This window comes from Vibrio sp. SCSIO 43140 (assembly GCF_023716585.1).
GTDB classification, from domain to species: Bacteria; Pseudomonadota; Gammaproteobacteria; order Enterobacterales; family Vibrionaceae; genus Vibrio; species Vibrio maritimus_B.
The window spans coordinates 168,361-186,353 of sequence record NZ_CP071851.1 but is presented as its reverse complement, the minus strand read 5'-3'; the positions used below and the strand labels follow the sequence as shown (position 1 = coordinate 186,353).

12 protein-coding genes are annotated in these 17,993 nt (G+C 47.3%); 4 read left to right on the top strand and 8 right to left on the bottom strand.

What is annotated here, in order from left to right:
* Positions 1-78: 78 nt before the first annotated feature.
* The 3 genes from J4N45_RS19435 to J4N45_RS19425 are packed head-to-tail and all read left to right on the top strand — an operon-like array spanning position 79 to position 4,059.
* Complete coding sequence (locus J4N45_RS19435; RefSeq protein ID WP_252016183.1) at positions 79-1,380, top strand: cytosine permease; 1,302 nt, start codon at positions 79-81, stop codon at positions 1,378-1,380.
* Positions 1,367-2,500, top strand: a complete 1,134-nt coding sequence (locus J4N45_RS19430; protein ID WP_252016181.1) for an S-methyl thiohydantoin desulfurase family protein — start codon at positions 1,367-1,369, stop codon at positions 2,498-2,500. Before J4N45_RS19435 ends, J4N45_RS19430 begins: the two co-directional genes overlap by 14 nt.
* Positions 2,497-4,059, top strand: coding sequence for a hydantoinase/oxoprolinase N-terminal domain-containing protein (locus J4N45_RS19425; RefSeq protein WP_252016179.1), 1,563 nt, complete (start codon positions 2,497-2,499; stop codon positions 4,057-4,059). The genes J4N45_RS19430 and J4N45_RS19425 overlap by 4 nt, the downstream gene beginning before the upstream one ends.
* Before the next feature lie 71 nt (positions 4,060-4,130).
* Here the strand turns inward: J4N45_RS19425 and J4N45_RS19420 are convergent, their stop codons facing one another.
* Both J4N45_RS19420 and J4N45_RS19415 read right to left on the bottom strand, forming a co-directional pair.
* On the bottom strand, positions 4,131-5,603 hold the full coding sequence (locus tag J4N45_RS19420) for a methyl-accepting chemotaxis protein (RefSeq protein ID WP_252016177.1): 1,473 nt from the start codon (positions 5,601-5,603) through the stop codon (positions 4,131-4,133).
* A gap of 13 nt (positions 5,604-5,616) precedes the next feature.
* Entirely contained in the window at positions 5,617-6,468 is an 852-nt protein-coding gene (locus tag J4N45_RS19415) for a transporter substrate-binding domain-containing protein (protein WP_252016175.1), read from the bottom strand.
* 540 nt (positions 6,469-7,008) lie between these two features.
* Between J4N45_RS19415 and J4N45_RS19410 the strand changes: the two genes are divergently transcribed.
* Complete coding sequence (locus J4N45_RS19410) at positions 7,009-7,449, top strand: DoxX family protein (RefSeq protein WP_252016173.1); 441 nt, start codon at positions 7,009-7,011, stop codon at positions 7,447-7,449.
* 76 nt (positions 7,450-7,525) lie between these two features.
* Here J4N45_RS19410 and J4N45_RS19405 read toward each other — a convergent pair whose 3' ends face one another.
* The 6 genes from J4N45_RS19405 to J4N45_RS19380 all read right to left on the bottom strand — a co-directional run bounded on the left by J4N45_RS19405 (position 7,526) and on the right by J4N45_RS19380 (position 17,719).
* Positions 7,526-9,436, bottom strand: coding sequence for a polysaccharide lyase family 7 protein (locus tag J4N45_RS19405; RefSeq protein WP_503058249.1), 1,911 nt, complete (start codon positions 9,434-9,436; stop codon positions 7,526-7,528).
* A gap of 289 nt (positions 9,437-9,725) precedes the next feature.
* Entirely contained in the window at positions 9,726-10,073 is a 348-nt protein-coding gene (locus J4N45_RS19400; RefSeq protein ID WP_252016170.1) for an antibiotic biosynthesis monooxygenase family protein, read from the bottom strand.
* Positions 10,074-10,251: 178 nt separating this feature from the next.
* On the bottom strand, positions 10,252-11,388 hold the full coding sequence (locus J4N45_RS19395; RefSeq protein WP_252016168.1) for an AI-2E family transporter: 1,137 nt from the start codon (positions 11,386-11,388) through the stop codon (positions 10,252-10,254).
* A 222-nt stretch (positions 11,389-11,610) separates the two neighbouring features.
* Entirely contained in the window at positions 11,611-13,368 is a 1,758-nt protein-coding gene (locus J4N45_RS19390) for a sodium:solute symporter family transporter (protein WP_252016166.1), read from the bottom strand.
* Positions 13,369-13,429: 61 nt separating this feature from the next.
* Positions 13,430-15,580 (bottom strand): heparinase II/III domain-containing protein, encoded by a 2,151-nt coding sequence (locus J4N45_RS19385; RefSeq protein WP_252016164.1) that lies wholly within the window; start codon positions 15,578-15,580, stop codon positions 13,430-13,432.
* Positions 15,581-17,719 carry a heparinase II/III domain-containing protein gene (locus J4N45_RS19380; protein WP_252016162.1) on the bottom strand — a complete coding sequence of 713 codons (2,139 nt, stop codon included), beginning with the start codon at positions 17,717-17,719 and terminating at the stop codon, positions 15,581-15,583.
* Between the last annotated feature and the right edge of the window lie 274 nt (positions 17,720-17,993).

The window sequence follows — 17,993 nt, the reverse complement described above, 5'->3', positions numbered from 1 at the left end:
AATATGTATTTATTTGTATGTAACAAGCTGCTAACTTTTTTTATGTGAACTTTATGGATAATTATTTAGGAGCTTAGGATGGCGAACACACAAACAACACGGAAGATTGATGACTTTGAGTTAGAGCCCGTACCCGAGAAGGCAAAACGCTCGTGGTACGTCATCAGTCTGATCTGGCTTGCAATTGGTATTGATATCTCTGGTCTGTTCTTGGGTGCGTTTCTGAGTACCGGCCTCACCATTCACGACGCCCTATTTGCGACGTTCGCAGGCTCTGCCATTCTCGCCGTACTTGCCATGCTTTGCGCTAATATTGGTTTCCAATCTGGCGTCTCCACACCGCTAATGAGTAGCTCTGTATTTGGTCGCCACGGTGGTAAGGTCCTCGGCGCTATCAACGGTATTTCTCTTGTCGGCTGGTTCGCGTTTCAAGCGGACTTTTTCGCCTACATACTTGTCGATGCGCTAGCGCAGTATGACATCGTCGTCTCTCACTTTATTGCGCTTGTTGGCGGTGGTGTACTCATGATGATCACCGCTATCTATGGTGTCCGAGCGCTTGGTAAGCTGAGTGCCTATTCTGTACCACTCATGGTGACACTGATTACCGTTGGCCTATTTATGGCGGCAGGTGCACAGAGCGCGGGTGACAAGGTTATTGAGTCACCATTATCTATGGGTGAAGCGATTTCCTATGTCATGTCGATTTGGATCCTTGCTGCTGTCGCGGCTCCTGATATTGCCCGCTACGCGAAAACGCGCAAGGACGCGATTCTAGGTGCCGGTTTTGGCTTCCTATTTGGTAACAGCGCAACGATTGTGGTTGCACTGCTGCTCACGCAAATGACCGGTTCCGACGACCTCGTCAATGTGTTCTTCGGTATTGGTTTGGGTATGGCTGCAATCATCGTGCTGGTGTTTGCTCAGTGGACGACCAACAGCAGTAACCTTGTCTCGGGCGCTCTGGGCATGTCGGTTGTGTTGCCAAATGTACCGCGTCCTATTTTGGTCATCATGATGACCATTCTTGGCCTCGCTATCGCTCAGCTTGGCATGATCGATATGTTTACTGCGTTTCTCACACTTCTGGGTGTGACGATTGCGCCTTCAGCGGGTGTTTACCTAGCTCAATACTACTTCTTAGATAAGTCTGCACTTGAGTTTGAACGTATTCAAAGTGCGCCAAACTGGATGCTAAAAGGCTTGGTTGCTTGGGCATTTGGTAGCACGGTGAGTGCATGTACCGCAGGCGAATTCTTCAACCTATTCTCATTAACCAGTATTTCAGCGATTGACGGCATTCTTGCGTCATTCGTTGCCTACATTGTGCTTGTGAAGCTGTCAGTATCAAATAAGGAAGCGGTTCGTGATTTTCAATGATCAAATGATTGATGACATTGCCCTTGGTGCCACTGTACTTGGCACCGGAGGGGGTGGTGATCCCTACAGTGGTGCGCTGATGGCTAAAGTTGCCATCGCCAATGCGGAAAAGCCTGTTGAGCTTATTTCGCTGGATGAGGTGAAAGATGACTGGATGACAGTGCCTTCGTCTATGATCGGCGCGCCAACCGTCGCCATTGAGAAACTCAACTCCCAAGATCAAATGTTGGTCGCGTTTGAAGCGATGGAACAAGCCGTCGGTGAGCGTATCGAAGCGACCTTCCCTATTGAGGTTGGCGGTTTCAACTCATTGATCCCTATTTTGGTTGCGGCTCAAAAAGGGATCCCAGTGATCGACTGTGATGCTATGGGGCGCGCATTCCCAGAGTCGCAAATGGTGACCTTTTACTTGGACGGTCTACCATCCGCACCCAACACGCTTGCTGATGAAAAGGGTAACGTCGTGACTTTACATCCTATCGACGGTGTTTGGTCTGAGCGATTTGCTCGCCCAATCACTGAGCAAATGGGTGGCTCTGCAGCGATGTGCGATTATCCTATGTATGGTAGAGAGCTCAAACGCAGCGCACTCGGTGCGACCCTGACCAAAGCCATGCAAATTGGTAAAGCCATTCGTGAAGCCAATGCTCGTGGTGACAGTGCAGTCGATGCCGTGTTGGACATCGTTGAAGGACACCGAATTATTAGCGGAAAGATTGTCGATATCGACCGAAATACCGGCGGTGGTTTCGTCACTGGCGGTGTCGTCATTGAGCCGCTTAAAACCTCTGAAAGCAATGCGGATCCCGTCTACGTTCATTTCCAAAATGAACTGTTGCTCGCTCACAAGGGAACTAAGGCGAGTGATATGAACCAAGAGTCGCTCCTAGCGTGCACACCCGATTTAATCAGCATCCTAGACTATGAAACTGGGCAGCCCATAACGACCGAACAGCTTAGATACGGACAGCGAATTGAGCTTATCGCTTACCCTTGCGATTCCAAATGGCGAACCGCTAAGGGTATCGAAGTCGCCGGTCCCGATTACTTTGGCTATGGCGTTGAGTATGTCGCCATCGAAAACCTTTCGAAACGTACAAATACGGAGGCAGAACTATGACAACCGCTATTTATCGCCTCGGTATTGATGTCGGTGGAACTAACACAGACGGTGTCCTTTTGGATGAGTCGCTCAGGGTTATCTCTAAGGTGAAAGTAGCGACAACACACGATATTTCGACGGGCATCGATAACGCCATTGATGAACTATTGCATCAAGCAAACCTGACAGGTGAGAGTGTCAAACATGCCATGCTTGGCACGACTCAATGTACCAATGCCATTGTTGAGAAGCGAGGTCTCGACAACGTAGGCATGCTTCGCCTAGCACTGCCGAGCGGCAGCGCTGTGCCACCTCTTTGTGGTTGGAGCGCATCTTGGCAAACCTTACTCGGCGAGCATTTCTATCAAGCCCACGGTGGCTATGAGTACGACGGTCAAAAAATCGCCGACGTGGATGAGCAAGAGATCCGTCAGCTATGTCAGAAGATGAAGGGCAAAGTAGATTCTATCGCGATTTGTGGTGTGTTTTCTCCCGTTAACGGTGACCAAGAGCTATTGGTTGAACAGTGGGTGAGAGAGGAACTGCCAGAGGCTAATATTTCCCTTTCACACAAGGTTGGCAGTCTAGGTATCTTAGAGCGTGAGAACGCCACTATTTTAAATGCGGCCCTGCAAGGCACAGCGAAACGCTTTGTCGAAGGATTTTGCCACGCGCTAGAGAAACACCACATCACTGTTACGCCCTATTTCGGACAGAATGACGGAACACTGATGTCGCAAGAATTTGCGCTTAAGTACCCTATTCTTACCGTAGCGTGCGGTCCTACCAACTCCATTCGCGGTGCTAGCCACCTGACTAAGCTTGATGATGCCATTGTGGTCGATGTCGGCGGTACTACGTCAGATGTAGGTGCACTGACACATGGCTACCCTCGCGAATCCAGCGTAGCGGTCGAGCTTGGTGAAGTGCGCACTAACTTTCGCATGCCGGATATCTTGGCCATCGCCATTGGTGGTGGTACCAAGGTGACGCTCACCGATGGTGATGTTCAATTAGGTCCTGAAAGTGTCGGTCATGAACTGACTCAGAAGGCGCTCAGTTTTGGTGGAGACACGTTAACCCTCACCGACGTAGCACTCACTAAACAAGTGATGGAATGGACAGGTAAGGCAAAGCAAGAGTCTATTGATTTGGAATCAGAAACGGCCAATCAAATATACGCTCATATGGTGGAAAAGGTTGAAGATGCCATCGACCGAATGAAGACCTCTGCCACTAAAGTGCCCGTTATTCTCGTTGGCGGTGGTAGCGCGCTAATGCCCAATGAATTTGAAGGTGTCAGCTCTGTCGTTCGTCCTGAACACTTTGAAGTCGCCAATGCGATTGGTGTCGCGCTCGGCGAAATATCGGGTCAGCTAGACAAGATTGTACCCATCGAGCCTAACCAAAGAGCAGAGGTACTGGCTGACCTGGAGAAAGAAGCCTGCCAACTCGCCATGGAAGCCGGTGCGTGTGCAAACAGCGTGTCAGTGATCGAGCGCAGTGAAATCCCCCTGAGTTACCTTCAGGGCAACATGGTGCACATCAAAATAAAAGCCGCAGGCAGAATCGCTTAAGTTATTGCTTTAAAAATAAAAACGCCTCATCGAATAATCGTTCGACGAGGCGTTTTAGTATCAATAGAAGATTAATACTTAAAGCGACGAATCTGGCTATCTAGCTCTGTGGTATTCGAGGTAATCGCCTCTGCAAGTACTTGAAGCTCATCGTTGACAGTGCGCATGTCAGCGGCGCTAGTATCGAGTTCACGCATGTCTTGCGCGACCGTATTACTTACATTGGATTGCTCTTCACAAGCACTTGCGACCGAGTCCACCATTGCGTTGATGCTGGTTACCGCTTCAATCATCTTAGTCAGTGCTTCTTGAGCTTCATCAGAGCTCACCTTAGTTAACTCAACCAACTGCTTGGACTCTTGAGTTGCATTGAAAGACTCGGTTGCCTCTTGCTGAAGGCTCTCGATAATAGACTCAATTTCACTCGTTGAATCATGAGTCTTGCTAGCGAGCGCTCGTACTTCGTCCGCTACTACCGCAAAGCCGCGTCCGCTCTCACCTGCACGCGCAGCTTCAATCGCAGCATTAAGTGCCAGAAGGTTTGTCTGCTCAGCAATGGCCTTAATAACCTCTACCACTCGACCGATGTCATCACTGCGATTCTTAAGTGCGTTCGCACGTTCTGCTGCTGTTTCGAGGTTAAGGGATAAATCCTCAACGTTTGATACGTTTTGAGCGATCGCCTGCTCACTCGATGCGCCTAATGATAGTGCGTCATTAGACTTAAACAGCGTATTTTCGGTGTTCGCTGCAATCTCGCTGGTTGCCAGATTAAACTGCTCAATCTTACTCAAACTTTCGTGAGTGAGCTGAAGCTGATTCTCTGTTTGCTCACTCACTGAAGAGCGCACTGAAGTAATAGCAGAACCGTTTTGTTTTAGGCTCTCTGTTGTGCGAGCGGTATCGATAACAATCTCTTGAACTGTCTCCACAAAGCGGTTGAACGCCTTCGCCAAGTCGCTTACTTCGTCATTAGACGTTGCGGTAACGCGAGATGTCAGATCACCTCCACCAGCGGCAATGTCATTCATACTTTTCGCCATGCCTTTGATTGGCGTAACGACCAAGCGATCCATGATGTATCCCAGTGACACAATCACCACAAGATACAAGGTGCCAAACATCATAAGCGAACGAAGCATTAAGCTTTGCAGCTCGTTTCTCGCTTGCTCACTGTTAAAGCCCAGTGATACTGAACCAATGGGCAAACCGTCCCATTTAATGTCAATACGCGATTCAAACTCAGCCGCTTGCTGGCGAACTTGGTTCATCTCTTTACCATTTTGATCGCGGACCACAATACTCGAGATGGTGCCATTTTTGATATAGGCATCAAGGATGCTGCCGATTAGCGCTTTATCGTATACGTAAACCGGCTCTTGCAAGATAACTTGCAGCTCTTGCTCAATTTCTGCTGTGACCTGTGCAAGGTCCGCCTCGACATTCTTCTTGGTTAAAACGTACTGCGTTGATAGAGCAATCGCAGTCACAAGTGTCATGACTAGCGTCACAACAAGGATTATTTTTTTCGTCAATCTGTTCATAGTGCTACCGTGATTACTCTGCTAACGGGTCAAAAAAGAAGTGCTCTGGGATCGCTTTGGTCGCGCGGGTGATATTTGGGTTGTCGAGATCGAGAATGACACGCTCACCTAAATTTGCCTGTTTCAATGCGGCTTTGATTTCGTTATCCGCAAAGAACATGGTTTCGTAAAGCCCCTCATTGTGGATATCGAGCATGATATTAAACAGATGCTCTTTGAGGGCATCATTACCCTTACGCACAAACAGGAAGTACGGCATCTTGTAGCGAAGCATCACGTTACTATCCACCTTCAGTGGCAGATGAGGATGAGATTTCACCTCTGCCCAAGGCTCCATAACACCACGCATAAACGCATCACAGCGGTTACCTGCCACCAGCATGTCAAAGATGTTTGGGTATTTGAGCGATTTAGCAATCGATAGACCGTTTGCTTCCATAATGGCAGTATCCGGCCAGGTTTTGCCTGAACAAATTGATAGACGTTGCAATTGTCCCACAGACTTTACCGACTCAAGCTGGTTAGCTCGCTCTTTACTTACCAGTCCAATACGCATCCCCAACATGCCACGATAGATAGGAAACGGAATGGCATCGAAGCGCTGCTCAAGCTCTTGACTGGTCGCAGTCCAAACGACGTCAAGCGCGCCATTTTCAAGATCGGCAAGCAGACGTGTACCAGCAGGTTCGCCGGTTTTTGCGTAGATGTAATCGATGGAAGAATACTGCTCGGAGCGAGAAATGATCTCTTTAATCAAGGTTAGATGGAGTTTGTCATCATCTGGTTTACCGGCCACTTTGAGCGGTTGAGCTAAAGATGAGAAAGACAACACCCCACACAAAGTAGCCAAAAGCAACTTTTTCATGGTGCACCTAATATTCTGATACTAATAACCACTGCGACATCAAACGACGCCTCAGTACAACGGGGTATGCCTGAAAGACTCAGGTTTGTAAGGGGAGGTGTAATCGCTATTTGCAGTCTTCGCCACAATACGCAATTTGTCGTTATTTTGGCGGGAATGTAACCGCTTAGTATTTTACAGTCAACGATTCGGTGAATTGAAAAATACAACCGTAACAGATTTTTTGACCATAGTCACAGCCTGTAACTTGAAGTTAATTTTTTACTAAAGTTAAAACACAAAACTAATATCTATTCCCTGAATTCATCGTGCTACAAATGCGCAGACATCCGTTTGAACAAAAGTTAACCACAAATTTCTAGAAGCCAGCTAGGTTAATAAAGCCCACACACTGACGTCATAGATTTATTAAGAACTTTCTGACGTAAGTAACCGCGTCAAAGTATTCACCGAAACACATTTTTACACTCGTTGCTGCAATCAAATTTCCTTTACTAAGGTCGTGTTGTTGGAAGTAACACAACCCTAAAGGAAAAAGTAATGACAACCACATTTGAACCAAAATTAAACACGCAACTCGCTATTGGACTGTTGCTCACAAGACTGAGCATCGGCTTGGTCTTTCTTATGTGGGCATTAGACAAGGTACTGGTGCCGGAGCATGCCATAAAAGTATTCGCTGGGTTTTATGGGCTCAATATCTCTAGTGGAATTTCTATCTTACTCGGTGCTTTGCAAATCGTTTTTGTGCTAGCGTTCGTCGTCGGATATAAGAAAAATATCACTTACCTATCTGTTCTAGTTCTTCATGGCATCTCAACGCTGATCTCTTTTCCTAAGTATCTTGAACCAATGAGCAATCTCCTTTTCTTTGCTGCTTGGCCTATGCTGGCAGCCTGTTACATTTTGTATGTGTTGAGAGACTATGACGGTTTCGTAATTACTGCATCACGCAACAACTCTTCAACTGTTGTTAGTTAGGCGACAACTTACTGTTGATAAAAAAGCCAGTGGAGGTATTCCACTGGCTTGACGATTTTCTATTTAAAGATAATACCTAGTTCGCAGCAAACTTATTATGTGACTTCTTCAACTGATAAAAGGTCGCTTGAACATAATCATCCGGGTCACCCGTGATATTTTGGTTGTAAACACCTGCTTTGAAGTACATGTATTTACCGCCAACGTCGTAGCCACTCTCGCTCATGTCAACCACCTGAACCACGTCTGGTTTGCCTTCTCGCATCAGCGTGACCGTCATTTCGTTGCCGACAACCGCAATTCGGTAGCTGAACACTTCACCAAGAGCGATACCGTCACCGTCTTTTGGTACACCTGTCATATCGCCGACAAGATTGTAGTACTTGTCAGTGCCTTTAATGGTATTTTCATGAGCGAAGTAGACCGTACCTTTTTCTTGGTTTGGAAGCTTACGGTAGTAAAGACGAATAGGCTCATCATCCTTGTCGTGGATCTGGCCAATAATAAAGCGACCCACTTCGTTGAGTTCTCCGGTTGTCGTGGTGTGGTCTATCTTCAGTGTCGCTTCAAGAACACCATCAACGCCGCCTGCGACTTTTTGGTCCTCGATCGGTGCCGAGCTAAATACCCAGTTGTTCTTATTCACACCTTTGGTATCAACACTCTTATCACCTTGACGTAGCATCTCGCGCATCTCTGTACGAGCGAACTTAGTGTTCTTCGATGTACGGGCACCTTTAATGTAGGTCTTGAATACAAGGCCACCATCATCGGCCGTGTAAAACAGTTCTGGGTGCTCGTAACCGTTAGCAAGATCCCACTCATAAACATTATCTGGTTTGCCGTTTTTATCATGGTCAAACGGCATAGATATATACCAAGATGTTAGGTCAAAGTTCTCACCAGGCTTATTGCCCGCTTTTGGCGTGTCTGGCAACACAGGTTGTTGTAACGGTACATCCCACTTACAGCTTGTTGCACACGGCAACGCGACAACGGCACCAAAGTTACCCTTGCGAAGATCTTTTCGCTTATCATCCACTTTCGCTGTCGCTTTTTTCTTTGCTTCTGCGGCTTTTTCTGCTGCAATCACCTCTTCGGTGATGATGTGATTGGTAGGACAGGAGTTAATGGCACAATTCAACGCGGCAAACTCAGTCACACTGTTCCAGCTACTCTTTGAATTGCCTTTACCCACGTATCGAACATAACGCGCTTCTACCGGATCGAAAGAAAAACGCTCATAACCGTTGACCGCACCAGAGCTTGCGCCTCCTTCCAAGGCTTTGGTCCACGTCTTGCCATCAACACTCACTTCAATATCAAACAGCGTTGAGCGAGCATTACCTTTATGGAAAGCCAGACGAACCGCATCAAACGTATTAACGCTGCCGTAATCATAGGTGACATTTTCACCGGCACCATTAGCGGACCAACGGGTCTTCAAATCATTATCAAACATGCGCTCAGGGCCATTACCATCGTGGCTAGTCGCCTCAATAAGCACAGGTTTTAGAATATCGGCTCTTGGCAGCTCTTGGTCTGAACAAAAGTCCGTTTTACAGTTCACACCGACAAACTCAGTCACACTGTTCCAAGCACTACTACTGTTACCTTTGCCGACATAGCGAATATATCTTGCCGTCGTTTCTGGAAAATCAAAGCGCTCTAGGTTGAGCGATTTACCTGTGCTTTCGCCATCCGTCACGGCCTTGGTCCAAGTTGACCCATCTAGGCTGGTTTCGATATCAAACTTGGTCGTGCGTTTATCGCCTTTGTGGAAGGACAGTTTCACCGCATCAAATGCCAAACTCTGACCATAGTCGAATGTCATCGACTCACCGACACCATTGGCGGACCAACGTGTTTTCGTGTTTCCATCAAGCACCATTTCCGGAGCATTTCCGTCATGGCTTGATGCCACCACTGAAACAGGGGCGGGTGTATTGATTGTCGTTGAATTCGCTGCGAATGCACTCCCGGTCATTGCAAGCACGATAGATGAAGCTAGTAGGGATTTGAGATAGTTTTTCTTCATGGTTCCATCACTTATGAGTTGTTCAACCACCCATAAAGCAAGATGTACTACCTAAGCTCTTGCTTACACAGGCTTACCTTTTGACACATTTATAATCTCATAATCTTGTATTACAAAATAAACAGAAAAAACCTCAAATGAGAGAATCGTCGGATAATTGTGGTCTTTTGTGATGGCGGTTAGATTTTAGGCAGGATAAGAAATGGCTCTCCCTGTTGCGACAGAGAGAGCCTCTAGATCACTTGGTGTAACGCTTCATGCTCATCGTATTGGCGTCAAGGTGAGACATAAACTCTTTCGCCGCTTCCGCTGTCATGAAACTGTTCATCGAGGCGTCAGCATCTTCAATGGTTTCCCAATGAACGACCACCAGCCACTCACCATTTTCACCATGTGCCGCTTCACGTGAAATGAAACCAGGTTGCTGCGAGACGTGCTCCATTTCCACCGCTTTGTCGAGTGGGGCAAACTCTTCTACTGAGACACCTTCGTTGAGTTTAAATGTCGCAATTTCAATCACTTCCGCATTAGCGGAGACTGAAAATAACGACGCGGTGAGTAGTCCAAGCATTGTTATCTCTTTCATAAGACATCCTTTATACCAAAACTCAAAATAGTTGAGCGAACTACTTAGGTATTGCCGAAGAGCGTTCCGTTGTCAATGTAAGTCCCGCTACATGGGCTTGTGGCTTATTCTTGAGACGCTAAAAATAGAAAACCCGCCTTTAGTGACCTAAAGACGGGCAAATACATCCCAGAGATTATCAGCTAGGCGCAGAAGTCTCTTTCTCTTCGAGTTTAACCTTTTCTTTAGGTTTACCCTTATCGTTCTCCGCTTCTACCCACTTCATAAACACTTGATAACCGGCAGTGAGGAAAGCGGCGCCAATAAACATGCCTAAGATACCACCCGACATCATGCCCCCTATCGCGCCGATAAGCACCACTGGCATTGGGACACTTAATCCCCTACCCAGCACCATAGGCTTAAGGATGTTATCGACCAAACTCGCAGCAATAATCAATACTGAAAAAATCGCATTGTGAACCGTCGAGCCATCGGTGTTCGACCAAAGCATTGTAACGGCGACAATCGCGATGATAGTGACGGGAAGCTGGGTAATGGCAAACACTAAAGCGACGACCGTAAGCAAGGCAGCTGCTGGTACACCCGCTAACGCAATGACGGCGCCAAATATGGTTGCGGTGAGAAAAGCAATCCCAATAACACCAACGGCCACCTGCCTGATGGTTGCTGTTGTTAAGTTGTGTAACTCTGGGCCTTTCTCGTCGTCTGCAAAGCTAGTGAAGATGCGGCGCATTGCCTTGGTCCCGTCTTCGGCCCAAGCGAGCATAATGCCTGCGATTATGACCGCGCCAATCAGTAAGAAGACACTGCTGGCGGCACCACTCGCTTTATCAACAAACCACGCCGAGGCGTTCTTAAGCTGAGGTTGGCGCTTATCAACAAAGGTCGGGAGATCTCGCGCGGCTTCGCCCCAAGCTAGGTAAGTATCCTCACCAATCAAAGGCCACTCTTTAACCTTTTGAGGCGGAGGCGGAACATGTAGCTCACCATCTTGATAATGCTGGTAGGTCTGCAAAGTTTTGACTGCTAGCGAGTTACCCACCAGTGCTACCGGTGTACCAAGCACCAGTACACCAACCAAGGCTATCGCTGTTGAACTGCGTTTCGATGTCCAGTTGAACTTCCTTTCAAAGAATTTTCTTACTGGGAACAGAGCAATGGCTAATACCAACGCCCACAAAAGAATCGGTAGGAATGGGGCAAATGCCCACCAACACATAATCACAATAAACACTATGGTTGAAAACCGAATCAAAGACGCGGTAAACGCTTCTGATAGGGCTTTTTTGAGGTTGTCCTTTTCGTTACTCACTGGAGACTCCATTTCTAGTGAAAGCATTAATGGTAAGCCAAGTTCTCTTCAACACTTTACTTTTCCGACCCAAAATCTTGGCTAACGTATTGATCCCATTAGGCTATATTATGAAAGTTTAGCTAACTTCAACTATAGTTCACCAAAGTGGGCTAGCAAGAAGATAGACAAAATAAAAGCCAGCAACGGTGCTGGCTTTTATTACGTTATTTGAGTCGGGGTTTAATTGGCGGATAGCTCACAAGGCTCATCGCCTCCTTTTCGGGTACGGTATAGGTGTGTACCAGCGAGCAGTATTAGCGCACCAATCACAACGAAGATACTGGCCCCATGCAAAGAGTCCGCAGTAATACTGACTAACATCACCAAGAAACCAAGCACCTGACACATACGGCCAAGATACGCACCTTGCCTATAATCCACCGGCGCCTCTTCCTCTTTGCTTATTGGTGTTGCTAGATTGGTTTTGAGTTGATTCAACTCACTCTTTCTCGATCCAACTGGGTCGCGATAAAACAGAGTAGTGAACATAAAGAATCCACCGGTAATAAAGATATGCGCTAACATGGTCGAGGCCACCTGCAGGTCTACCGTTTCACGGTGGGTAAAGCTTGCCGCGTCAAACAACGGCAGCAACCAACCCACTTGAAACACGAACTGCATGAATGCCGAGACACATAAGCCAACCACAATTGTCGCCCATCCAGACCAATCTGGCGTCTTTAAAGTGACAAATGCGAGTAACGACGGAATTGAGATTGGCGTTTGTAGCAATGCGCCAAACAACATCATGATGTCGAAGAAGCTGTACTCTTTAACCGATGCAAATAGCAAAGCAGCAAACACACACAGCACACCGTTTACTAACGTCGCGACTTTGCCAACTGTCAGTTGCTGGCTCTCGGATGCTTGAGGGTTAATGACCGACTGATAAACATTACGCACAAAAATACCCGCGTTACGGTTAAGTGCCGTCGTCATCGGCGCTATTGTCGCTGCAATCATTGCCGCAAGTACTAGACCCAGCATCCCCGTCGGGAGATAGTGGTCGATGTAATAAACGTATGCCGCGTTATTAGCACTTTCCGCGAGTTTGGGATAATAGGCCATCAAATCCACGTTCATCGCCGCAGTAACCCAAGGCGGAATGAACCACATCACAGGTCCAATGATAAACAGCACACCCGTAACAAACGCTGCTTTCTTAGCTTCTCGCTCGTTAGTCGTCACCAGGAAGCGATAACATGACAGCGCGTTGTTGGTGTTCATCGTCTGCTTCATCATCATGATCACGCACCACAACCAGAAAATCTGCCAGTAGCTGATGTCATGACCCATAAAACTATCTGTCGGATAGGCGTTAGCAAGTTCGATAGGACCGCCTATTTCAATCAGTGCAAACGCACCAACAGTCATGGTAATCGCCACTAGCAAGATAAGCTGAATAACATTCGTTGCCGACACCGTCCAAGAGCCGCCGCTAACAGCAATAAAGGTCACAAGTACGCCAACACCTATGATGGTGACCATCAAATCGATATTGAACACGGCTGACGCGAAGATCCCCAATCCATTGAGCCAAATCGCTCCAGACAATATGGTCAAAGGGAATGAAATCCAGGTATATACTTGTTCTGAACTTCGACCGAAGCGAATCTTAATCACCTCCATCGCTGTTTCAACGCGCAGTTTTCGGTATCGCTCAGCAAAGTACCAAGCGGCGACAAAGAACCCGAGTGCGTTGCCCCAGAAAATAAACAGTACAGTAAGACCATCTTCGTAGGCTTTGGCGGCTGCCCCTGTGAATGTCCAGGCAGAAAATTGAGTCATAAAAGCCGTTGCACCCGCCATCCACCACATCATGGCACCGCCGCCTCGAATAAAGCCTGATGAGTCAGTAGTAAACCGTTTGAACGCCAGTGCGGCAAAGAGCACAAACGCGAAGTAGCCAACAATAATTACACCGTCAAGTGTCTCCATGATTCTCCTTACTTACAAACGCAAAAAGCCGGGCAATGCCCGGCTTGAATTAAAAACTGTTTTATAGCTTAGCGAATGAGCCAGTAAAGCTGACTGTCTCTTCTCCTAGGCTAACCTCGTGAAGAGAGTCTTGCTCTGCTTCTACTCGGTTGCTAATAGCGAAGCGATACGCATTGCCGGAAGTCGTCTTCACTTCGATAATGGTGGCATCGTCATTGTCAGCAAGCGTTGCTACCGACTCAACCAAACCGCGTGCACCTACGGATGCTTCGAACTCTTCGTTGAAGTAACCGTGAGTTTCTAGCACAGATGCGAATACGTGGTTTTGACCAGACTGACGCAAGATCAGAGCCGGCTCGCTACGAAGGTTGAAATCTGGATCGTTAGCGCCAAGGCGTGCGAAGAACACTTTTGAACCTTCAACTGCACTTGTCACTAAGCTGTAGTAGCTGTTGCCATGTAGCCAAGACACAAGTGAGCTACCTTCAACATCGCCGCTACCTAGGTTCCAAAGGTGCTGATAACCGAAGTTTTCACCCATCGGACGTAGCGTAGACTCTGCGTTGTATTCAAAGTCGGTGCGAATGATCTGACCAGAGAAGTGAACTGGTAGGTCATAAGAGTGCTCTTTGTCTGCCTTGATACGGTAAACGTCGATAACCAATGGTTTTTCGAACTCTTCAATGTCAGCCAGTAGTACGGAACGCTGCATGTCAACGCCGTCGAAGTACTCACTGATTTTACCACTCATACCTTGCAGTTTTGCGTCATCCGCTTTAAAGAACTGCTTCGAGCCAAAGCGAGACTCAGCCGTTGCCGTGTCAAAGTTGTTTTGCGTTCTTTGATCAACCGTAACTGTGTTATGAGCAACCGTCTGCTTACAGTAAGACTTGTTCTCAGGAATGTAGCGACCACCAAATTTCGGCTCTACGTTTACCCAACGACCGAAACCATAGTCGTGCAAGACTTCTTGGCCGCGGTTAAAGACGCTGAGGTGAAGGCCATCATAATGACCGTGGTCAAGAGCAGAGTGATACTGGTGATCAGAGCCGTGTTGACCAAACCATAGAAGAGCCATCGTATCATCGTCTTGAGCATCACGATGGCGGAGAATAGTAAGTCCACCTTTCTCACCTTTAGGACCGTCAGTTACGTATAAGCTACCCCAGTTAAACGGTTTGATTTCATCCGCAGCATCCACTGCATCAGACAGAGTTTTACCTGCTGATTGAACCCAAACATCTTGTTGGTGGTTCGCCATGCTAAGTAGCGTTTCGCTTTGCTCATAGCGGTGGTAGCACACGCTTGTCGCCATGATAACGCCTTCATCATTAATGCTGATGGTTTTCGACGAATCGTTGAGTGCTGGTAGCGTACCGTCTGGGAATGCTGTAGAAAATACCGCGTAAGACGTTGTCTTGATCACTGAGTCGTTGAACTCATAGATACCGATCTCTGGCTGACGACGCTCAATCGCTTCTGCGAACAGGTAAATTGGACGCAATGAGAAGCGGTGGTAGTAAGGACCTTCCATGTAGTAGCCATCAGGCGAGAACAGTTGGTCTAGCTGCGCTAGGAAACCGCCGCTTACTTTGTCTAGCTTCAGACCGTAAAGCGCCTTGTCAACAGATTCTTGATCGTTGATCGCGTAGCCACAAATACCCACAGCAGCTACTGCCCACAGACCGTGGTTGTGTACGATGTCGAAGTCGTGACCGTAAGTCACAACGAATAGGTCGATCATCTGTTTGAATAGGTCTGTTTCGATGTGTTGCTTTTGCTCATCCGAAAGCGTGTGGAACACACAGCTGTATGCGCAAGATGCGTAAAGCATCCACATGTTTTCGTTCAGCGTTTGGTGGAAGATCTTACCCGGAGGGTTAGTATCACGGCTAACGTTGCTTTCCAGTGTTGGATAAACGTTCGCGTACGCTGTTAGCATCTCAACGATGTAGTCACGGTATTTAGTTTCCTCAGTGATAAGGAACAAACGGCCTGCTAAATCGATGTGGATGTAGTTTTGCTTATGACGGTTATGCTCGTAACCGCCGCCTTCACCGTGGCCAGGGACTTCAATGCCCACTTCAGCCATGTAGTCATTCACTTGAGCAATATCACGCGCTAGTTTCTTACCTAGCAAGGTTTCCTTACCTAGATCTTTGCGCAGCTCCGCTGCTTCCTCAAAGTTCAATAGTAGTGGTTGATAGCTCATTTATAGTGTCTCCTGCTCAATCGCGAAACAGCCAACCCAAGAGTAGGTTTTGCCTGCGATCTCAGCATTGTTGGTTGTATCTTTAGTAACTTGTGGGTCGTTGCTCACCATTAGCGTAAAGCGAGAGGTTTCCGTCTCAATCTCTACCACTGACGCCTGTGCGTTGTGACCAACAACTTGAATATTTTTAACGCTGCCACGGGCACTGACAGATTGTTCAAACTCTTCGTTGAAGTAACCGTGTGTCTCGAGTACCGATGCGAATAGCGTGTCTTCACCCTTAGTGCGAAGGATAAAGCTTTGCTCACTACGTAGGTTAAAGCTTGGATCATTAGCGCCCGTGCGAGTGAAAATAACCTCGCCATTGTTATTCGAGCTGGTGCCTAGCCAAGTATAGTAGCTGTCTTCTTGTAGCCAGCTGACTAGCGCCGTCTCGTTTGCTTCGCCTTGTGCCACATTCCAAAGATGACGATAGCCAAGCTCTTCGCTCAATACATTAAGCTCTTTATGTGCCTGGTATTCAAAGTTTGTGCGGATCACCTGACCATCAAACTGATGCGAATAATCGTACTGGTGCTCGCCCTCGCCTGTTAGGCGGAATAGATCGATGAGTAATGGCGCTTCAAGATCGTCATGTTTGAACATGAACACGCTGCGCTGCTGCTGCACACCATCATAGTGCTCATTAGCAAATGCACTCATACCAACGATCTGCTCGTTGTCTGCAGCAAAGAAGTGTGGCAGACCGTGTACGCTGTCAGCACGCTCTACGTCAAAGTAGTTTTGGCACGTTTCGTCAACCGTCACTGCGTTGTGAGCAATCGTCTGACGAGCATAGGTTTTGTTCTCGTCTAGGTAGCGTCCACCAAACTTAGGTTCAACGTTAACCCAACGGCCAAAGCCGTATTCACGAAGCACTTCTTTACCTCGGTTGAAGTAAGAAATACCCAGCGTATCAAAGTTGCCATGTCCCATACCGTGCTGACCATAGTTCATCACTAGCTGGAATACGTCTTTGTTTTTGTCCTGCACGCGCATAAAACCTTGCGCACCGCGGTCTCCATTTGGTCCTTCGTTGAGCTCAACGCTTGGCCAGAATGGAAGACCCACATCCGTCGCTTTTTCAAACGCTTGTGATAGCTCCAGACCACAGCCGTGAACCCACACAGAGTCTTGGATCTTCGCCATACCAAGTAGGTTATCGTTGATACCATAGTGCTTCGCGTACTGACTTACTGCGACCTGTACACCTGCATCATTGATGCTCATCGTACGAGATGCATCGTTAAGTGCTGGGAACTGACCATTCGGGTATGCCGTTGCAAGCATGGCTTCAACCGTATTACCAATCACACCATCTTTGTAATTGAAGATGTCGAGCTCTGGCATATGACGATGAAGCACCTCAGCAAACACACACAGTGGACGAATCGCATAGCGGTGGTAGTAAGGACCTTCAATGTAGTAACCCGACGGAGCAAACAGTTGAGTGATCTGCGCTAGGAAACCACCCGTGCCGTTGTTCTCAAGACCAAATACGGATTTCTCTAGGAACTCACGACGGTTAACCGCTAGGCCACAAATACCAACGGCCGCTACTGCCCAAACACCGTGGTTATGAATACGATCGAAATCATGGCCGTATTTCACCGTGAACATGTCCAGCATTGGGTTAAACAGACGGTCAACCACGTTTTGGCGTTCTTCTTCACTCATGGTTGCAGCAACACATGAGTATGCAAGGCTAGTAAACATTAGCCATACGTGTTCGTTCAGAATTTGGTGGAACAGACGCCCTGTTGGGTTCGTGTTCTTTTGAACATGAAAATCGAAGGTGAGATATAGGTCTGCGTACATTGCCAGTAAATCACGCACAAACTTAGCGTAGCGATCATCACCCGTGATAAGGAACATACGACCCGCTAGGTTCATGTAGGTATAGTTTTGCTTGTGGCGGTTGTGCTCGTAGCCACCCGCTTCACCATGACCTGGCACTTCAAGAGGAAGCTTCATGAATGCTTCAACATCTTTGATGCTTTTTGCAATCGCTTTACCCATTAGAGTATCGCGGCCAACTTCTTTCTTCAGTTGTTCAATTTCGCTATCACTTAGCAAAATGGGTTGCACTAACGTAGACATTTTCACCCTCAATCTAAAAATTCCATATCATCTGCGCTATAAAGTAATACAATATGCCTTTTGATTACATTGAAAAGTGAAAGAAAACGGACTTTAGTCACATTTAATCGTTATGTCTTTGTAGAAAAGCTACTAATCAAGCCCGTTTACTGCTAAATTAGCACCAATTAAAACGATGTTTCAAAAAAACAAACTCGATCAAGATCACAATAGCTTAAGCTTATTGTATTACAAATCTCTTGATTTGGTTATGATGTCGTCATCAAAGTATGTA